The 18021-nt window shown below is 56.4% G+C and carries 13 protein-coding genes and 3 pseudogenes; 11 read left to right on the top strand and 5 right to left on the bottom strand.

Going from position 1 to position 18021, the window contains the following annotated elements; translation table 11 throughout:
* Positions 1-14 precede the first annotated feature (14 nt).
* Complete coding sequence (locus tag RCH14_RS04695) at positions 15-749, bottom strand: TorF family putative porin (protein WP_343024976.1); 735 nt, start codon at positions 747-749, stop codon at positions 15-17.
* A 261-nt stretch (positions 750-1010) separates the two neighbouring features.
* Here RCH14_RS04695 and RCH14_RS04700 point away from each other — a divergent pair.
* Positions 1011-1244 (top strand): annotated as a pseudogene (locus tag RCH14_RS04700) (accessory factor UbiK family protein); the annotation flags it as partial.
* A gap of 230 nt (positions 1245-1474) precedes the next feature.
* Here RCH14_RS04700 and RCH14_RS04705 read toward each other — a convergent pair.
* Positions 1475-5056, bottom strand: a complete 3582-nt coding sequence (locus RCH14_RS04705) for a M1 family aminopeptidase (protein WP_343024977.1) — start codon at positions 5054-5056, stop codon at positions 1475-1477.
* 9 nt (positions 5057-5065) lie between these two features.
* The gene (locus tag RCH14_RS04710) at positions 5066-6004 is read right to left on the bottom strand and encodes an ABC transporter ATP-binding protein (protein ID WP_343024978.1); all 939 of its coding nucleotides are present in this window, start codon (positions 6002-6004) and stop codon (positions 5066-5068) included.
* Positions 6005-6240: 236 nt separating this feature from the next.
* On the opposite strand from RCH14_RS04710, the pseudogene RCH14_RS04715 reads away from it, so the two are divergent.
* Positions 6241-7194 (top strand): annotated as a pseudogene (locus RCH14_RS04715) (YifB family Mg chelatase-like AAA ATPase); the annotation flags it as partial.
* 74 nt (positions 7195-7268) lie between these two features.
* Here RCH14_RS04715 and RCH14_RS04720 read toward each other — a convergent pair.
* A complete protein-coding gene (locus tag RCH14_RS04720; RefSeq protein WP_343024979.1) occupies positions 7269-8009 on the bottom strand; it encodes a hypothetical protein in 741 nt (246 codons plus the stop codon).
* A 19-nt stretch (positions 8010-8028) separates the two neighbouring features.
* On the opposite strand from RCH14_RS04720, the gene RCH14_RS04725 reads away from it, so the two are divergent.
* The 8 genes and pseudogenes from RCH14_RS04725 to RCH14_RS04760 all read left to right on the top strand — a co-directional run bounded on the left by RCH14_RS04725 (position 8029) and on the right by RCH14_RS04760 (position 16035).
* Positions 8029-8715, top strand: coding sequence for an ankyrin repeat domain-containing protein (locus RCH14_RS04725; protein ID WP_343024980.1), 687 nt, complete (start codon positions 8029-8031; stop codon positions 8713-8715).
* A gap of 152 nt (positions 8716-8867) precedes the next feature.
* Positions 8868-9830, top strand: a complete 963-nt coding sequence (locus RCH14_RS04730) for a deaminase domain-containing protein (protein WP_343024981.1) — start codon at positions 8868-8870, stop codon at positions 9828-9830.
* A 504-nt stretch (positions 9831-10334) separates the two neighbouring features.
* On the top strand, positions 10335-11138 hold the full coding sequence (locus RCH14_RS04735) for a hypothetical protein (protein WP_343024982.1): 804 nt from the start codon (positions 10335-10337) through the stop codon (positions 11136-11138).
* Between the two features lie 178 nt (positions 11139-11316).
* Positions 11317-11916 (top strand): hypothetical protein, encoded by a 600-nt coding sequence (locus tag RCH14_RS04740; protein ID WP_343024983.1) that lies wholly within the window; start codon positions 11317-11319, stop codon positions 11914-11916.
* 131 nt (positions 11917-12047) lie between these two features.
* Entirely contained in the window at positions 12048-12938 is an 891-nt protein-coding gene (locus RCH14_RS04745; protein WP_343024984.1) for a YDG/SRA domain-containing protein, read from the top strand.
* A gap of 519 nt (positions 12939-13457) precedes the next feature.
* The gene (locus RCH14_RS04750) at positions 13458-14027 is read left to right on the top strand and encodes a hypothetical protein (protein WP_343024985.1); all 570 of its coding nucleotides are present in this window, start codon (positions 13458-13460) and stop codon (positions 14025-14027) included.
* Between the two features lie 851 nt (positions 14028-14878).
* Positions 14879-15500: pseudogene (locus tag RCH14_RS04755) on the top strand (tyrosine-type recombinase/integrase).
* A gap of 205 nt (positions 15501-15705) precedes the next feature.
* Positions 15706-16035, top strand: coding sequence for an H-NS histone family protein (locus RCH14_RS04760; RefSeq protein ID WP_343024986.1), 330 nt, complete (start codon positions 15706-15708; stop codon positions 16033-16035).
* Positions 16036-16378: 343 nt separating this feature from the next.
* Here the strand turns inward: RCH14_RS04760 and RCH14_RS04765 are convergent, their stop codons facing one another.
* A complete protein-coding gene (locus tag RCH14_RS04765) occupies positions 16379-16768 on the bottom strand; it encodes a hypothetical protein (RefSeq protein WP_343024987.1) in 390 nt (129 codons plus the stop codon).
* Between the two features lie 203 nt (positions 16769-16971).
* Here RCH14_RS04765 and RCH14_RS04770 point away from each other — a divergent pair, with 203 nt between their 5' ends.
* A complete protein-coding gene (locus RCH14_RS04770; protein WP_343024988.1) occupies positions 16972-17961 on the top strand; it encodes a hypothetical protein in 990 nt (329 codons plus the stop codon).
* Positions 17962-18021: the final 60 nt, after the last annotated feature.

Below are 18021 nucleotides of genomic sequence, written 5' to 3' on the forward strand. Positions count from 1 at the left end.
TGCCTCTTTTGCGATCAGAAAGTTTTTGAGACGGACAGCACGGCGGCGGACTTGCCGAGGTTCTTGCCTTCCGGGCTCAGGTAGGCGTCGGTATTCGCCTTGTGCCACGCCAGCGCCACGGTGGCGACGCCGAAGTCCTTGGTGACGCCGACCTTGTAGTCGGTGTACGAAAACGCGCTGTTGTTCTTCAGTTTCTGGCGCCCGACGTGCAGGTTCAGGATGAAGCCGTTGCTGACGTCGATGTCGGCGCCCAGGTCCAGGTAGCCGCTTTGCTTGCTGTCGGCGGTGCCGAACAGATTGGTCGTCGAGTGCGAGTACTTGATATAGGCCGGGCCGTAGCCGAGTTTGCCGTACAGCTCGAACGTGTTCGCGCTCGGGTTCAACCCGTTATCCGGATAGTAGTAATACAGGCCGCCAACGTCATAGCTGACCGCGTCGATCAACTGGCCGCGCTTGCCGCCATAGACGTCCCATTCGAGATTGCCGTCGCCGCCCAGGTCTTTCGTCCATTTGATGGTGGAAAGCCAGGTGCCTACGTAGAAGCCGGATGGGCCATGTACATAGTCGACGCCGCCCTGGAGGGCCGGGTCGAGGGCTGTTTGCGACAGACCGCGGTAACGGTAGTCGCTGGTGATGCTCGCGTTGTAGCTCACCTGATGTTCGGCGGGTTGTTCCTGTGCCATGCCCGGCACGCTGGCGACTGCCAGAACTGCCAGAACAATTGCGCTGAATTTTGCTTTGCACTTCATGACAAACCCCCTTGATGAACAACATGAAAAATGACTGCTAGTGAATCCTTGTGATGTTCTTTACCTACGCTTTATTTAGCAGGATGCGTGCCAGCCCATAAACGGGAAAAAGGTCCTTGTTTTTTTGGTAAACACGCCCCACATCGGTCTTGCACTATCACAACGGACCGCATACGGCACCCAGACGGCCGTTCGGCGCACTACATCAGGTCACATTGCACCAACATGGAGCGTGCGGCCTCGGCAGAAAGGGAAATGGATATGAGTAACAGCAACTTCTTCAGTGACTTGCAGGGCAAGATCAACCAGGCGCTCGAGAGTGGTCCGGCCAAGGACATCGAACGCAATGTGAAAGCAGCCATGACGTCGGGCTTTTCCAAGCTCGATCTGGTCACGCGCGAGGAATTCGATATCCAGGCCCAGGTGCTGGCCAAGACCCGCACCAAGCTCGAGGCGCTCGAACTGCGCGTGAGTGAACTGGAAGCGAAGCTGGGTGCAGGCGGCAGCACGGCACCGTCGGCAACGTCGGCGGCAGCAGCATCGGCGACATCAGGTAGCTCGGCGATTCCGATGCCGGGCGCCGCACCGTCGGCCACCGCGCCGTTCCCGGCTGCACCGGAAGATCCGACGATTGTTGTGCCGCCAACGCTCGACAAGCATTAAACAGTCACCAGCTTCTGCTTGAACGCGTGGGCGGGAAACCCGCCCACGCTACTGCCCGGGCCTCAATCGATGCTGACTTCCTTCCGGTTGTCACGCGCCACGCGGTCGATCAGCTTGTTGTACGGGTCGACGCCCACATCGAATGGCTGCTCCTTGACCGTCACTGTCACGGTCGGATTCTCGCCCCGCAGTACCCGCTTCTCCAATAACAGCACGCGCTCGTCCGATTCCTTGGCATCCTTCGCGCGCGCGAACACGCCGATTTCCACCGCCTCATCATAGGTGCGTGGTGTTTCCTGCCCCTTGCCGTCGGCCTGCATCTTGGCCAGATGGAGCTTCATCGTCACGTCCCACTGCCCGTCCGGGCGCTTGACGGCCTTTGCTTCGGTCACGCGGTTATCGTAGAACACGATGCGCTCGAACAGGTCGGCGATCAGCGCGTGCTTGGCGACAGGGGCTTCGGCGCGGATGTAGTCCACCAGTTCGGCGGATGTCGCAAACGGCGCCTCCTGGTAACCCTTGTCTTGCAGGAAGCGCTTGAGGGCGCGGTTGAGCCCCGCTTCGCCGATCTCGTCGCGCAGGCGATAGAACACCAGGCTGCCCTTGCGGTAGTGGATGTAATCCTGGTTTTCGACGCGCACCAGCGGCAGTTCCTCGATCTTTTCGGCGCCGCGCGAGCTCAGGTAGCGATCCAGTTCATAGCGCAGGAAACGGCGCATTTTGTGCGGCCCGTATTCCTTCTCCATTACCATCAGCGCCGAGTACTGCGCCAGCGACTCGATCAGCATGCTCGCGCCCTGCACGTTCGCGGCCGTGACCTGGTGGCCCCACCACTGGTGCGCCATCTCGTGCGCGGTCACGTAGAAGACGTAGTCGATGTCTTCCTTGTCGCGCAGGTCGGCGATGAAGCCTATCGACTCCGCGAACGGGATCGTGTTGGCGAACGATTGCGCGAAGCTCTGGTAATTTGGGAATTCCAGGATGCGCACCTGCTTGTGCTGGTAGGGCGTGAACTGGGTCGTGAAGTAGTCGAGCGACTTTTGCGTCCCGGCGATCATCCGGTCCACGTTGTAGGCATGCTTCGGATCGTGATAGATCTCGATAGCAATGCCGCGCCAGTCGCTCTTTTTCACTTGCCAGTTGGCCGACAGGTAGGCAAAGAACGGCATCATCTTCTGGTCCATCTTGTAGCGATAGTAGTTGCGGCCGTTTTCCTTCCATGCCTGTTGCAGGTAGCCCGGCGCCAGGGCGATCTGGTCGCCGCTGGTGGAGACGGTGGTGTCGAAACTGATCCAGTCGGCGTCGTCCCCGAACATCGTGTTGGCGCGCGCGGCCTGGTTTTCGAGCTTGGCCATGCGCTCCGGTTCGCCCAGGCCGCGCTTGCGGCGCTCGTTGCGGTCCAGCAGTTCGAACTCGCTCTGGTAGCCAACCAGCGGGAAGAACTCGCGGTTGTTGAAGAACGTGCCGTTCAGGTTGAGCGTGTCTCCCTTGCCGGCGTTGGAAAAACCGGGGCGGCGCACGTCGACCGTGAAGTCCAGCGCCAGGCGGGCACCCGGCGCCGTCGGCTGCGCGAGCTTGAGAATCCGGAAGCCCGCCACCTTGTCGTCCAGGACGACCGTGTGCGCGGGCAGGCCGGCGAAGGTGGTCACGACATCGGGATTGACTTGCAGGCGCAGCGTGTCGAGTGGCCCGCTGGTTTTGTTCTCGAAGACGTAGCGGCCCTTGACCATAACGCGCCGCTCTGCCGGATAGATGTCCACCGCCGCGCGCACGTCGACGATTTTCGCGTGCGGCAGGTCCTTGTACTTGCGGTAGGTCGTTTCGTACCTGGCCTGCTTGTCCATCGCCACGTTCTGCGCTTCGTAGCGGCCGAGCGTGACGGTATTGTGAAAGATCCAGCCACCCACCAGCGCAAACGCGATCGTGCAGGCGGCCAGCGCAACGCCAGAAGCACTCCGCAGGCGCCGCGTTGCTTCGCGGGTGCGCGTGCGCCACTCGACCGACAGGCCGCGTACCCAGAATGCCTGGGCCACGATCAGGCCCGCCACGGCAAACAGGGTCCAGTACAGCGCGAACCACGACCAGCCCGCGACGAAGTGGCCGAAGCCGTTCATGTCCGAGTACGGCGTCTCGGGCAGCAGGCCGATGTTGTACAGGTTGTGATCGAAGTGCATCACCGACAGGACGATTTGCGCCACCATCAGCACGATCATGAGCAGGTAACCCAGAAACTTGTTGTTCGTCACAACCTGCAGCGCGACGGCGATCAGCGCCATCAGGATGTACGGGGTGCCCGCCATGAACACGCCCTGCAGGTACACCATTGGTTCGATCGGCGCGCCGCCCTTGTACAACTGGATGGCGATCGCGGTCACGATCCCGGCAAACAAGAAGGCGAGCACCACGCCAACCAGGGCCAGGCTTTTCGCCACCAGCGGCGCCCAGTTTGGCATCGGCATCGCATCGTTCACGTCGGCGATGCCGGCCTGGCGCTCCTTGAAGATCAGTTCACCGGCGTAGAAGATCACGATGATGAGCAGCAGGAAGTTGTAGCTGCCCTTGAGCAGCTCGATCATCAGGTGGGTGCGCGGGTAGACGTCGGTGCCGAACAGTTGGCCCAGTTGACTCGAGCTGCCCACCATATTGAGCACGCCGAACAGCAGCATGACCAGGAACGGCACGCTCTTGAACACGGCCACGGCGTCGAAGGCGAAGATATGCCAGCACTGGCGCCAGCGCGTGGCGCGTGTAAAGCGCGGTGCGATCCGCAGCAGGGCGATGTGCGCCGGCATCGCGGCTGCCGGCACTGCCGCCCTGGCCTTGCCAAACAGGCGCTTGCCGGTGCCGGCGCGCTGCGGCTTGAACAGGGCCAGCGTAAGGCCAAGCAGCGCCAGCCCGACCACGCTCCACAACAGGCGGTTGGCCAGCATATAGCCACCGATGTCGGGCAGGCCGGCATTCGATTGGGCAGTCGAGAAGTAGCGCGTGGCGCGGCCAAGGGCGCGCAGGCCGAACGGGTCGACCAGCACGGCGATCCACTCGTTGTCGATATTGCTGGTGAAGCTGCCGGCGAGGATCCACAGCACGAAGAATGCCATCACGCCGACATACACCATCATGATCGAGCGCGTGGTCGCGGCCAGCAGCATCAGCAAGGCGCCGATGAACAGCAGGTTCGGCGCGACCAGCACGCACAACGCCCACAGGTAGGCCGCACCGGGGAACGGGCCGATGCGCTCGGCGTCGATCCACGGCATCAGGGGACCGAGCATCATGCCCGCCACGATCACCGCGAAGATCACCATGCAGGCCACCAGGCCTGCCAGGAAGCGGCCGACGAGGTAGTCGTGCTTTTTCATCGGCGTGGCAAACAGCATGTCGGAGATGCCGACGTCGCCATCGCGCAGCACCGAGCCGGCGATGAAGATCGTGACGACGAACATCGACATCAGGCTGAAGACGCCGAGCAGCTGCGCGACGACGACCGGCGCATTGCGATTCACGTTGCCGATGCTGCCGCCGATCTGGATCGCATCGGTCGTGGTCGCACCAAAGGCCAGCGCGCCGAAGATCAGCGCGCATACCCACAACAGCGGCTGGCGCAGCTGGATGCCCAGCTCGAACTTGAAGAATTCGCGTAGCATGCCGGCTCCTTACGCCACGACCGGTGCGGTGGATGCGGGCGTCGCGCCAGTCGCCGCACCGGTCGCCGAAGCGGCCGCGCGGTTGGCGTTTCGGATCTGAAGGAAGTAGACGTCTTCCAGGTCGGGCTCGACGCTGACGAAACCGTCGTCCGGCTGCGACTCGGCAAATACGTTGATCTGCGGGCGCCCCGCCACCAGGCGCGTGGAGAGCACATTGAAATCGCGCTGGTAGTCGGCCAGCGCGTCCTGGCTGACGGTGCGCCGCCACACGCGACTCTTGAGGGTGTCGATCGCGGCCTGTGGCTCGCCCTGCAGCAGCACCGTGCCCTTCGCGATCATCGCCATGCGCGGGCACAGGTCGGTGACGTCTTCGACGATGTGGGTCGACAGGATCACGACCACCTTCTCGCCGATCTTGGCCAGCAGGTTCAGAAAACGATTGCGTTCATCGGGGTCCAGGCCAGCGGTCGGTTCGTCGACGATGACGAGGCGCGGCGCGCCAAGCAGCGCCTGCGCAATGCCGAAGCGCTGGCGCATGCCGCCCGAAAACGTACCCAGGCCGCGCGAGCGCGCTTCCCACAGATTGGTCTGGTGCAGCAATGCCTCGACCATCTCCTTGCGCTCGCCCTTGGCAGTCAGGCCCTTGAGCACGGCGAAGTGGTTCAGCAGTTTTTCGGCGCTCACCTTCGGGTAGACGCCGAAATCCTGCGGCAGGTAGCCGAGCTGGCGGCGCAGGCCTTCTTTATCCTTCAACACATCCAGGCCGTTGAAATCGATGCTGCCGCTGTCGGGGTCCTGCAGCGTGGCGATGGTGCGCATCAGCGACGACTTGCCGGCCCCGTTCGGGCCGAGCAGGCCGAACATGCCGTTCGGGATCTCGAGACTGACGTTATTGATCGCCTTGACGCCGTTGGCATAGGTCTTGTTGAGCTGCTTGATCGATAGCATGGACTGATTCTCCGGGGACGGTTGCGGTTGTCGTTGTTGTTCACGATCAATGTAGCGTTAATAAAAAGCAATGTCAGCATTTTGTGACAGACGGTATGAATCCCGGCATGAACGACAAAATGACCGGTATATGCACCTGTCATGAACGGGCAGGCGCGCACGCCTGTCCGCTCTCAAACGGTGGTGCGATCTGCGCTTTAGGATGGGGCACCCTGGCGTCATGCGGAAGGAATCCAATGAGTCTCGCCGTCTTGAAAAGCCGCGCGCTGGCCGGCATGGCAGCGCCGCCCGTCAATGTCGAAGTCCATCTGGCCAATGGCCTGCCCGGCTGGACGATCGTCGGCCTGCCCGACACCGAAGTGCGCGAAGCCAAGGACCGCGTGCGCGCCGCGCTGCAGAATTCGGGCTTCGATATCCCCGCTCGCCGCATCACGATCAACCTGGCGCCAGCCGATCTGCCCAAGGAATCCGGCCGCTTCGATCTGCCGATCGCGCTGGGCATCCTGGCCGCATCGCACCAGATTCGGGGGGATGCGCTGGAGCGCTATGAGTTCGCCGGCGAGCTGTCGCTGTCGGGCGAGCTGCGGCCGATCCGCGGCGCATTGGCGATGGCGTTTGCGATGGTGCGCACGGATTCTGCACAATCTGCTTTACAGACCGACCTGCAGCCGCGCGCCTTCATCCTGCCGCTGGCCAATGCCGACGAGGCGGCGCTGGTCGAAGCCGCCGAGATCCTGCCGGCGCGCACGCTGCTCGAGGTCTGCGCGCACTTCGCCAACGCGCCCGATGCGCCCAAGCTCGTTCGGCATGCGGGGCCGGCCCTTGCGCAGGCGGTGTGCTATCCCGATTTCGCCGAGGTCAAGGGCCAGCAGCATGCCAAGCGCGCGCTCGAGGTGGCTGCGGCCGGCGCGCATTCGTGTTTGCTGGTCGGCCCGCCCGGCGCGGGCAAGAGCATGCTGGCGGCGCGCCTGCCAGGCCTGCTGCCGTTGATGAGCGACGCCGAAGCGCTCGAATCGGCCGCCGTGCAATCCCTGGCCGGCGGCTTCTCGCCACAGCGCTGGCGCCAGCGGCCGTTTCGCAGCCCGCATCACACGACATCCGGCGTGGCCCTGGTGGGCGGCGGCAGCGTGCCGCGGCCCGGTGAGGTCTCGCTCGCGCATCATGGGGTATTGTTCCTGGACGAGCTCCCCGTTAGGTAAGTTTCATCTTGTCTGCTCGGCTAAGCGAACAAAAAGGACTCGGTTCGCCACACGGTCAACATCGATCATACCAACCCTTCTTCGACGATCCAGGAATACTCGGCAGCTGCAGCACAAACAGCAGCTCGTTTCGCTCTTGAAAAACGCTCAGTTTCCGCCAACCTGCGTTCGATATCAGCGATTTGTCTTGCAAATTGATTTGAATGCGCGACGCTGCCTTTTCGCTTCCAAAACTTGTAACTAATGTCAGCAGTTCGAAGTAACACGCGCATCTCTTCCATATAAGCCCTGCGGCGTGATACGATTTCTTGCTTGTCTAAGTGGTACAACCACACTGAAGTGCGTACTCGTAATTCGTCCTCAAGCGTCGTCTTTCTGCACCAGTTAGAACAGGACGGCACCCCGTCCGAATCAAACCAGAGTAAGTTGGTATCTGCCCGCCTACACGGATCTAACGGCAAGATTTCTTCTTCACAGAAATCATATTCGGTAAGCTCTACTGCTCGCGCACCTACGACCGGGAAGTAGTCTGCCTTCCCACCTACAGTCGTGATGTCAACTCGCCTCTGATTAGAGTGCATTGAACTTAGTCGAAAGTTTTTCCAATCAAATGCCCACCACCAGTAGCCCTTCAGAACTACGCCAGTTGGCATAAATTTGTCATCAACTTCAACTGTGACTTTCCGAAATAGATGCGACGTTTTGAAAATCACTGCGACCACTGAGCGTGAAGTAGCGAACTCCACAGCTTTTTGCTGAGTTACACTGGCCGCGACCAACTTCCGGTTTCGGCCAAGAGCGGACATCTTACAAGTCGAGTAAATAATGCCATTCGTGCTACTAAAAGACCCATATCGTTGGGGGAAGATCGGTTATCGGCTACGGGAGCGATTCAGGCGAATTTTTCGCCACACGATTTTTACCGCGATAGAAAGTGGAACTGATGAAGAAGCGCTTCGCCTTAGTAGTCAGCGTGTTCTGGTGCGAGCACGCGACGAATGGGGCGGGAGTCCACTCGTAGCCGCGATCAACAAACGCAGACCAATGCTAGTACGTGAATTCATCCGGCGTGGAGGAATGCGACCAGGTGACGGCTCGCTCGCCCATGCATCAATGGCGGGAGATCTTGCGGTCGTCCGGATGCTGCTTGCTGCCAACAAGGATCCAAACGAGCCCCTTCCTCCTGCCGACACACATGACAATCGCTACACGCCTCTCACATGGGCAGCGAATCGAAGGTTCGTTCCAATTGTCCAGGCGCTACTTGAAGCAGGAGCTGATGTCAACGGGGTGGGCGCTGACGGTACTACGGCAATCATGTGCACCTTTAAAGCAGAGCCCGCCGACTTGGAAGTACTCGACGTGCTTTGCCGCTACAAGGCAGACGTGATCGTGACGGATTGGCGTGGTCGAAACATCATTCATGAGGCCCGCGATAGAGCACGCTGTTCGGGAAAGCTCGAGATGCGAAAAATTCTTGAAAATTACTATCCAGACATCAATTTTGACTAGTCTTGGTAGCCATTTTCGGTCGATACACGCTTACTAGCGAACGTCCGGTATGGGTCGATTCCGGCCTGTCGCGGCCACAGCTGGATTTTCAGCCTGGCAACCTGCTATGCTGGCTTGAACGGCCGGGTTCGGCCAATAGCGGACGATCGGTAATGCTCAGTGCGCTCGGCTGTTGCCTGATGAGCAATTACAGAATCTTGTTGGACGCTCTTAATAACTTGTTCGGCGAAACCATAGTGATAGATGACGATAGGGCGCCATGGCGTCCAAAAAATTGGGTCCCATCGGTACCGACCGGTTTATCGGTGAACATTTACGATCCCGATCTTACGACAACGGTCTCGCAGGCGTTTGTCGACGCGGTCATCTTACTGGGTGGTCAGGTGCACGCTGACCGACCACCCGGGATGCATAATTCTTCTAGGAACATCAGTCAAACCGACTTGCTGCACATCGCACACTGCCTGACGGACATCGGCAACCTGGGGCGGATGGCATTCACGCTCGGAGGATTACCGCCTCTCCTCGGACTCGAGTGCATTGCTCCATCGTTCAAGGCGCTGCCCCACGCCTTGAAAGATGCGCTGGCCCGTGCTGATGGCACCATCATCCTGTCTTGGCACGAAATAGACGGAGACATCCGGCTTACCCGGGATGGAATTGTGTATCCCAACTTGAAACCGACCTTTGACGCGGGCGGGCGTCGACATGACTCGGAATTTCTACTGCTAAATCTCCTCGCACAGATCTTGCCGCATTACGGGAACAATATCGAGGGCGAATTGATTCTGCTGACCGAGAGGATTCCATGCAAGTACTGCTTCGAGGTCCTTCGACAATTCGCGGCGACCTATCGCCGCTTCCGCTGCAACGTGGTGTATTTCTACGAAACGTTCAAGCGTAATCCCGCCTCGCTGATTAATCCCAACCTACCTGCCAATATCCGTCTCTATAAGGGAGCAATGCATAAGACTGGCGCCGACCTTACCCGGATCGGAAGCGATACACCTCATCACGCTCTATCGGACCATGTACGGAAGATGGCCGAGAGCATGGATGCAAGTGCGCATGTTTTCGGCCGCGCCAGAGGAACCTCTGTTACACCAAGTGGATAGGCACGGCATAATCTTTTCGTCATGAGGATTGGTGACGCCTGGCCTTCAGTCCATGCTATCCCTAGCCGGTGGCGGCGGTAGTTGCCGACGCTTTGCCAGCCACTCCACCGGGTTCGCAGTCTAATCTGTCGACAAGGAGCAGATCGCAAGCAGTTTATTGCAAAGAAGCAACACTGCCATATACTGGCTGAACTTTCGCTATCGGCCAGTTTGCGAATTCTGGCACCTGGGGCCCTGCTATGCTGAGCTGAACGGCCGAGATCGGCCAAAAGCGGATCTTGGGCCGCCTCCGACAGCGCTGATTCGTGAAGGTCGTCGAACAGTTAGTTCCGTAGAGGCGACTGTGCAATCGACTCGGTAAAACTGCGATCCCTCGTATGTGACGGAATCCAAAGTCGAATATCACTCGGAATTCATCAACTTGCGCAGTGTGCACCGGACAAACGACTGCGAAAAAGCACTCTATATTTTTGAATTTAATAGTCTGGGAAAGAGAAGCACAAGATGTTTAAATCCGCTTCACTAGTCGTTGGGTTGTGCGGCATTTTGATCTTACAAGGATGCAACACCGCGGAGCAGGCAAACCCATGGAAAGCCAGCAGCACTAAGCATGTCAGGATTCAGGTATGTCTTCCAACCAAAGTCGTCAAGTTTGAGGACTTGGTACTTAATCGATTAGAGAATCATCCTACGTCACCACAGCGTCCTTATTCCCAGGCTGAACTTGAGATCGCGCCGAAGACAGTCCGTCGCATGGTACCTGTTGAGAGTCCTCGCGCCATCGATAGCCCCCTGCTTCCGTACGAGCAAGTTCGAAAGCGTTCTGGATTCAGCATTGGCAGGCGACTAATCAGTCTGGAAGATTCGACTATAGCGGATCAACCGGTGTTCGAAGAAGGCTTCACACAGCCGGTCAGTGAACTCGTCGCCTTCGCTGTCCTCATACGGGGCAAGGAGACAAAGGCTGACGAAGCTACGCAGTATTGGTACACATTGCCTAAGGAAATTCCAGTCGGAGTTTTTAGTGGTTGGCTTGCTCCAATTTCGATGATCCCGCCCGGCTACAGCCCTCATCCAAGTTTTTCGCTTACGCGCGGTGGAATGTTACCGATTTTCCCTGTCCATGGAGACACTCCTAAAATGCGCGTTTCTTTAGTCGAGCCTCCGACTTACAAACGAAGCCCAGCTACTGATTTCTTGCCTGCGCTTTACACCGCAAGGACAAAGTTCAAATCGGATGATAGCGGTCGCTTTTTCGTGTACGAATTCGTTGAGAAATCTGGCGAACGCATCCCTGCCTGTGAGTAACGCTTACTTGACTAGATCGTACCTACCTTACCTCTACTCTACGTCAGTGAAGGTCCTCTTTGGGTCGATTCCGGCCTGTCGCGGCCACCGCTGGATTTTCAGCCTGGCAACCTGCTATGCTGGCTTGAACGGCCGGGTTCGGCAACAAGCAGACATACATTAGAATCCGAAAAATTATATGAAACGACGCGAGCGCGACTTTATTGCTCTGTTCAACGCACTTTGGTATCAAGATTTCCCTGTGATTCCTGGCCATGAGGACCTTGGAAAGCGTGCTGTTTGGACGACGCATATCGCTTCTACTGTAAAGCAATGTAGTGACCTAATGGGCCTGTTCACTTGCTTTGAAAGCGGCGGAAGAACTGATGCAGTAATCCAGAATTCTAATCGCCAAGCTTGGGCGAAGGTTGAGTGGGAGTGGTATCAGCCGAAGCAAGATAGAGTCAACGAAATTCATAAGTTGGCCAGCGCCCATCACGAGGCTGACGCTTTCATTTTCATTGGCTACAGCAGTGCCGAGCATCATGAGGAGAACCTCGCCAAGATTACTCAAACTTGGGGAGCACTCAACAAACCACTAATCGCAATCCTTGTCACGTATTCCTTCCATAGTCGCCGGCGCCACTTTGACCACGTACAAAGTCATTACATCAAAAATGGTCGCCATGTAAAAGTGAGAAGACAGCCCGCACTGCCGTGGCATGTGAAAGGCACAAAGTGGGCAGCTTTATCGGGAAGTGCCGCCGTTATTGACGCACCAGAGGATGATGGCGAGTAGTGAATGAAGGTTTTCCCTATCAGGGCTGTACAGAGTCTAGGCGTGTCGGTCGAGCAAAAAACACGCGGCAGTATAGGTGTATTAACTTTTTGTCGCTACACTACAGCCATCGTTAAATTTGAGTGAAAAAGATGGCCAAGGAACGAATTTTTGGAGAGATACCTGGCGTGGCGACGGGAGCAACTTACCCGGACAGGTATGAGCTGTACCTTGCCGGAGTACATCGACATACGCAAGCAGGTATTGCAGGAACGCCGGAAGACGGGGCAGACTCGATAGTAGTATCCGGTGGCTATAAAGATGACATTGACCAAGGCAAGGTGATCATCTATACCGGGCATGGGGGCCGTGATAAAAATGGCCGGCACGTTAAAGATCAGGAGCTTTTGAAAGGCAACCTTGCACTCGTTCGAAGCCAGCTAGATGGGCTACCTGTGCGAGTCGTGCGAGGTGCAGATAGACGAAACACGTTCGCTCCAACATCAGGATATCGCTACGACGGGCTCTTCCGAATTGAAAGCCACTGGCATGAAATCGGTGCCGCGGGCTTCAAGGTTTGGCGATTTAAGCTTATACAAGATGTGGTGGTGCCTCCAGATTCGCCTGGCACACCCGATGAGCCTGAACCCGGAGGGCCAAATGGTCCAGATAAAGGGCCGACAAAGCGTACGACTGTAACCGTCCAGCGGGTCGTCCGCGACACTGCGTTAGCCCGGAAAGTGAAGAAGCAGTACGACTACTCGTGCCAGGTCTGCAGCCTGCGGATATCGACTAACTCCGGGCCATATGCCGAAGCCGCGCACATACGTCCACTAGGCGCGCCACACGACGGCCCCGACACGGCTGACAATATTATCTGTTTGTGCCCAAATCACCATACGATGTTCGACTTGGGGATATTCGCGATTGCTAATGACTTTACTTTAATTGGTATCGACGGAACCTTACACGTACACGATAAGCACAGCATTAGGCCGGCACACCTCGAATACCATCGAGACCGTTTTTATGAGGTAAAATAGTTACAGTTGCTATTAACGATTCGCTTTTAACCGAAAACATAGTGAACTGTCTGCTTCTCTGCTTCTCTGCTTATCTGCTTCTCTGCTTGTCTGCGGCGAACGGCCGCGTTCGGCCGGAGGCGGAGAACTATGCGACCGTCTTGCCCAGGAACTTCCGGGAAGCAAGGTCGGGTACGTTTCTTCTGGACGGATGGAAAAGCTGAAATCCGCTTAGGGTCGATTGCAGACGTTCAGCCAAGTCGGCTTTCGGCCAGAAGCAGCCGTTCAAATGCTGATCGAACTGCGTCAGATATTTATGTGATGCAACCTTTTTTATTGAGCAAAAATTTCTGAAAGAACATTTGTCGTATGAAGATACCGTTAATTCTGTGCGTTATGTTTAGCCTAGTTGGCTGCAGTTCCAGTCCAAGTGACAGCGATATCGAACGAGCACTCGCATCTTCTTTTACTTCTTGCAGCAACATGAGTTTGGACGGGGTCAACAAGACAAATGGACACGGCAAAACCGACGGATATCACGTGTCATATAGCTTCACGGTCAAGGTCGATCCGGACAAGCTTGAAGAACTGGGCAACCTCTACACGCAAGAAAGCGCGGCTTATGAAAAGTTCAATACGGAGTACACCGCGTTCAATCAAAAGAGCGATGAACTAAAGCGAAGGATTGAAGACTTGCGGCGGCAGTTAAATGACTCCACGCCACGACCAAGTATGCAAGATTTCAGCGGAGGCCGTGGCCTGTCGCTTTCCTACGAACAAGAGGCGTCATACGAGGCAGCGCGGCAAGGCTGGGAGGCAGAGCTTGAGACACTGATCGGGCAACCTAAGGCCGAACTGGCCCAACTCCAAGCAAACTGGTTTGATACCCATGGGCGTCCCGCGCAGCGAACCTTCCGCGATCCGCACGACATCGGTAAAGAAATGGGCGCTTTCTACATCAAGGGCTGCCCTTACCAAGTGGTCCGCCTGATTGGTGGAATTTTCAAAGGGGTCGCAAACCAAGCAGACTTCTTCAAACGCACTGAGATCGACTTGCAGGGCGAAATGACCCTACATAAGACGGAGCAAGGCTGGCAGCCTCTGGGTTAATTGCAGCTCTAAGTTGTCGCGCCCCTATACCAGTTCGCTTGAACGGAACGTTTGCGAGAATCCGTGTCGTCCGGCGAGGAAGTTCAAGCAAGTCCAACCGCTGCCACAATTGCCGGAAAAGTGACTGTCCGCTTCGGGTCGAATCCGGCCTGTCGAGACAGTCGGTGAATTTTTAGCCCGGCAACCTGCGACGCTGACGCGAACGGCCGAGTTTGGCAGAAATGGCTCGGTCGCGGCTCGACATTGTGGACCAAGCTAAGTGAACAGGGACTGACGTATGCCTAGAGGGACGCGCCTGACAAATATCGCCAGCGGTTTGTGCGGCTCATTCGCTAGCCGGAACAACGATTTGGATGGTTACTGGTCAATCGGCAAACTACGTTCGCTGGGCGAATGGAATGGTCGGACCACGGTGTTACTCGACTTGTTGACATCATCCATTCAGCCGTCGTCGTCTGAGTTCGCGCCTGTATTGGCTCACTATCGCCGCCTCCTTGCAAAGTTGGCAGACGTCTCGCGTGTCCGACTTGAGGAAATCACGTCAGCACACATCACACTCGACTTCGCACCTCCACCTTGGCCTAGGATCATCTATTGCAAGCCGCAATGGGGTGATCAGTTCACCCTGACCGTAACCATTAACGCGGAAGGTAGGCTCGCTGGTGTCGTACATCACACCGGCTATTGCCGGTCGCATGATCCTGCCAGGGAGAGCCAGTCAGCTCGCGCGGTAGCAGGTCGCTAATGCGAAGACCGCGTTGGGTCGGGTGACGTCCGACTCCGTCTATTACTACAGCATGAGTACGCCAAAATAAGGTCCGATTCCTAAGGAGGACCTCATGAAACCGTGCATGCAGACGTCGGCTTATCAAGCTGCCTGGAATAAGGGGAAGCTTGTTGGCCAGAAAAGTCCTTTGAAGTTGAAAGAGATATGGTCTATCCGAATTCGCCTTCAGTTGACTGAACAAGTCAGAGATCTTGCCCTATTCAACTTGGCGATCGATAGCAAATTGCGTGGCTGTGACCTGCTGAGCTTGAAAGTCAGCGACATCGCACATGGGCGCAGCATCGTGCATCGTGCATCGTGCGATAGTCATGCAACGTAAAACGCAGCGTCCTGTACAGTTTGAAGTTACTGACATGACAAGGCAGTCACTGTTGGCATGGATTGAGCAAGCCAAACTTTCTAACAACGCGTTCCTCTTCCCAAGCAGAGTCACGCGTTCGCCCCATTTGTCCACGCGCCAGTACGCTCGCATTGTCAGACGGTGGGTCACTTCAATAGGGCTTGATGTCGCAGCATACGGTACCCACACCATGCGCCGAACGAAAGCAACACTCATCTATCGAAGGACCAAGAACCTTCGTGCGGTTCAACTTCTGCTAGGGCATACCAAGCTCGAAAGCACAGTTCGATACCTAGGCATCGAAGTTGATGACGCATTAGAAATTTCCGAGCAAACTGAGGCTTAGACCTACTTCCGCCGGCTGATGTCGGGGGTATTCTGTCGGCCTGCTCTTTTTGCTCCACGTAGTAGGGCAGATAGCTCAAATCGTCCCGCATTCTTTGTTCAGGCCCTTTAGAAGATCGCTGACGGTGCTTCGTAAGACATGTAAATTGATGAGCACATAGTAGAATCGGCACCAGAACGTTATAACTCATTGAAAAGGAAACAAAATGACGAAGATCGACCTGTCAAGCTACAACCTTAGCGAACTAAAGGAACTCCAGCATGGCATCGACCAGGAGATCAAGAACCGCCAACAAGGCGACTTAGCAAAAGCACGTCAGCAAATTCTCTCGATTGCACAGGACGTAGGCGTGACAGTCGAGGAATTGCTCACGGTAAATTCGAAAAAGTCGTCGAAGGGCAAAGGGCAGAAGGTAGAGCCGCAGTACCACAATCCAGCTGATAAAGGTCAAACTTGGACCGGCCGTGGGCGCCAGCCAAAATGGATAGCGGAAGGCATTGCTGGCGGTAAGCAACTGGCAGACTTTAGGATCTAATTTCAAAGGTTCATAGGTGTACTGTTCAAGCTGGCTCAACTGGCAGCAGTTGCCAAATAGGCAGCTTTCGGACCAGGCTGTGTAAAAACGCGCGATCGGCGTGTTTTCAGGGGTCCCTATACCATTCCCGACCACGAGAAAACGCCGTAGCGAGCGATTTAAGGGGTCGATTGTCGTCAAGCCGACGCCTAACTTGCGTTTTTACACGGCCTGGGACGAAAGCTGCCGGGCGTGACAGGCAGGAGTCGGCCAACAGCGGACCTTATCTGCTCTAACATTAATGACGGATTGCCTATGCACTGGACTTCAACCCATGATTACTACGGTCAACCAAGATGATCGACTAGCCTGTTTCGTTGTCGTGCATGGAATTGACGTTCAGACCTTCGAACAAATGGCCGTCCACTTCGAATGTCGTCGTGGCGGCATGCGCCCCACTGACGGAAGCAGGTATATCTCTATCCCAGTAACCCTTGATGCCATTGGAAGAACCCTTGCTTGGGTCAGGACCGAATTGGACGGGCGCTATCACGAGCTTTATTTGGTGGTGTCCGTCGAAGCGAAATTGTCTTGGAGCGAGGTTGTCATCCCCGCTGAGATAGCTTTGCTCGCTGGTCAATTCAATGCAGCGATCAAGGTTCTGCTTTCCAACTGATGCGAACGTGAGTTCATCGCTGGCACCGTCCGCTTCGGGTCGGTAGCGGCCTATCGTGACAGTCCGCGACTTTTCCATCTCGGTGACCTGATATGCTCAGCCAAACGGCCGGGTTCGGCCAGGAGCGGACTTCCAGCAGTTGTGGATGGTCGCGCAAAAATTGTGTCAATTTCCAAGCTTGGGCTTTGTCAAGTTAAGTTGGTCACTGTGGAACTGCATCACTCGCCTACGGTACCAGCAGATTACCCACTGCCGATCATTACATCACTGAGGACGAAAGCATGACCGCAACGCCCGCGTCTGTACTAGAAAACGTAAACGTTGTGACCATCGGTATAGATGAAGAGCTCGCTGAAGAGGTGCGGGAATTTCTACACTCCATACTGAGGACGGCCGGCGCGAAAATAAATCTTGCAACTTTGGATGGGGTCACGTTTGCGGCCGACTATCATCAAGCGCTGCTCGATCTGGACAGGGGGTGTAAAACAGATTACAAGTTGACACCTTCGGATGATCATGGCGTTGGTATTGCGATGTCTACTAGGGTATTACGCGATGGTGAACTCAAAACCCATATCGTCCTAAGTGCGAATTCGATCTTCTCCATGTTAAAGGCGAAGCGCGGAGACCTAGTCGTGAACACAGTGGCTCATGAATGCGCCCATGTGGAGCTTGACCAGCTATACGAAGCAGCGTTTCCTGGATACTTACTCCGAGCGCAAGAAAACTTTCTCGACGGATTTCGGACACAATGCATGCTAGCGTGTTGGACTGAGTTTGGTGCATGCTGGCGCAGCGCAGAATTCGGGCCTTCAGAGCTTCTAGCCTACGAATCCGGGTTCCTTCCGGCACTAGAGCAGAACCGGGTCGCCGCGAACGCGGCGATCATCGCATATCGAACTGACGAAGACATCCGAAAAGTATTGCATGAGGCAACCCGGCTATATAGCGATCTGCTTAAGTATTCTGCGTATCACTTGGGGAATTTGCATGGGCTGGGAGTGGACTGGCGTACGGTACCGAGTACGGCAAATGCACTAGCAGATCATTGGTTCCTTCCGTACTTTGAGCGTCTCAATAAAGCTTGCAAAGCGATCGCCGCTGATTTTGGCGCTTGGGGCAGCAGCGAACCGTTCGACGAACTGCGACAGCTTGCAGAGGATTTAGTGTCAGACGGCGGAGTGTACTTTCAACAGCACGATGATGGACGGGTGAGCGTTGACATCCCACTGTCGATTGAAACCATGCCGGGCTATCTGGACAAGGAATGAACATCTTGTTCTGCGCAACACAGCGGGTTGGTTACTTTAGAGGAAATATCCGGTTGTGCT

The organism is Massilia sp. MP_M2 (genome assembly GCF_039123635.1).
In the GTDB taxonomy this organism is placed as follows: Bacteria; Pseudomonadota; Gammaproteobacteria; order Burkholderiales; family Burkholderiaceae_D; genus Telluria.

Bases quoted from the DNA above. Each gene is read 5' to 3' on its own strand.
- RCH14_RS04695 (WP_343024976.1), bottom strand. From the start codon at position 749: ATGAAGTGCAAAGCAAAATTCAGCGCAATTGTTCTGGCAGTTCTGGCA.
- RCH14_RS04705 (WP_343024977.1), bottom strand. From the start codon at position 5,056: ATGCTACGCGAATTCTTCAAGTTCGAGCTGGGCATCCAGCTGCGCCAG.
- RCH14_RS04710 (WP_343024978.1), bottom strand. From the start codon at position 6,004: ATGCTATCGATCAAGCAGCTCAACAAGACCTATGCCAACGGCGTCAAG.
- RCH14_RS04720 (WP_343024979.1), bottom strand. From the start codon at position 8,009: ATGTCCGCTCTTGGCCGAAACCGGAAGTTGGTCGCGGCCAGTGTAACT.
- RCH14_RS04725 (WP_343024980.1), top strand. From the start codon at position 8,029: ATGCCATTCGTGCTACTAAAAGACCCATATCGTTGGGGGAAGATCGGT.
- RCH14_RS04730 (WP_343024981.1), top strand. From the start codon at position 8,868: ATGCTCAGTGCGCTCGGCTGTTGCCTGATGAGCAATTACAGAATCTTG.
- RCH14_RS04735 (WP_343024982.1), top strand. From the start codon at position 10,335: ATGTTTAAATCCGCTTCACTAGTCGTTGGGTTGTGCGGCATTTTGATC.
- RCH14_RS04740 (WP_343024983.1), top strand. From the start codon at position 11,317: ATGAAACGACGCGAGCGCGACTTTATTGCTCTGTTCAACGCACTTTGG.
- RCH14_RS04745 (WP_343024984.1), top strand. From the start codon at position 12,048: ATGGCCAAGGAACGAATTTTTGGAGAGATACCTGGCGTGGCGACGGGA.
- RCH14_RS04760 (WP_343024986.1), top strand. From the start codon at position 15,706: ATGACGAAGATCGACCTGTCAAGCTACAACCTTAGCGAACTAAAGGAA.
- RCH14_RS04765 (WP_343024987.1), bottom strand. From the start codon at position 16,768: ATGGAAAAGTCGCGGACTGTCACGATAGGCCGCTACCGACCCGAAGCG.
- RCH14_RS04770 (WP_343024988.1), top strand. From the start codon at position 16,972: ATGACCGCAACGCCCGCGTCTGTACTAGAAAACGTAAACGTTGTGACC.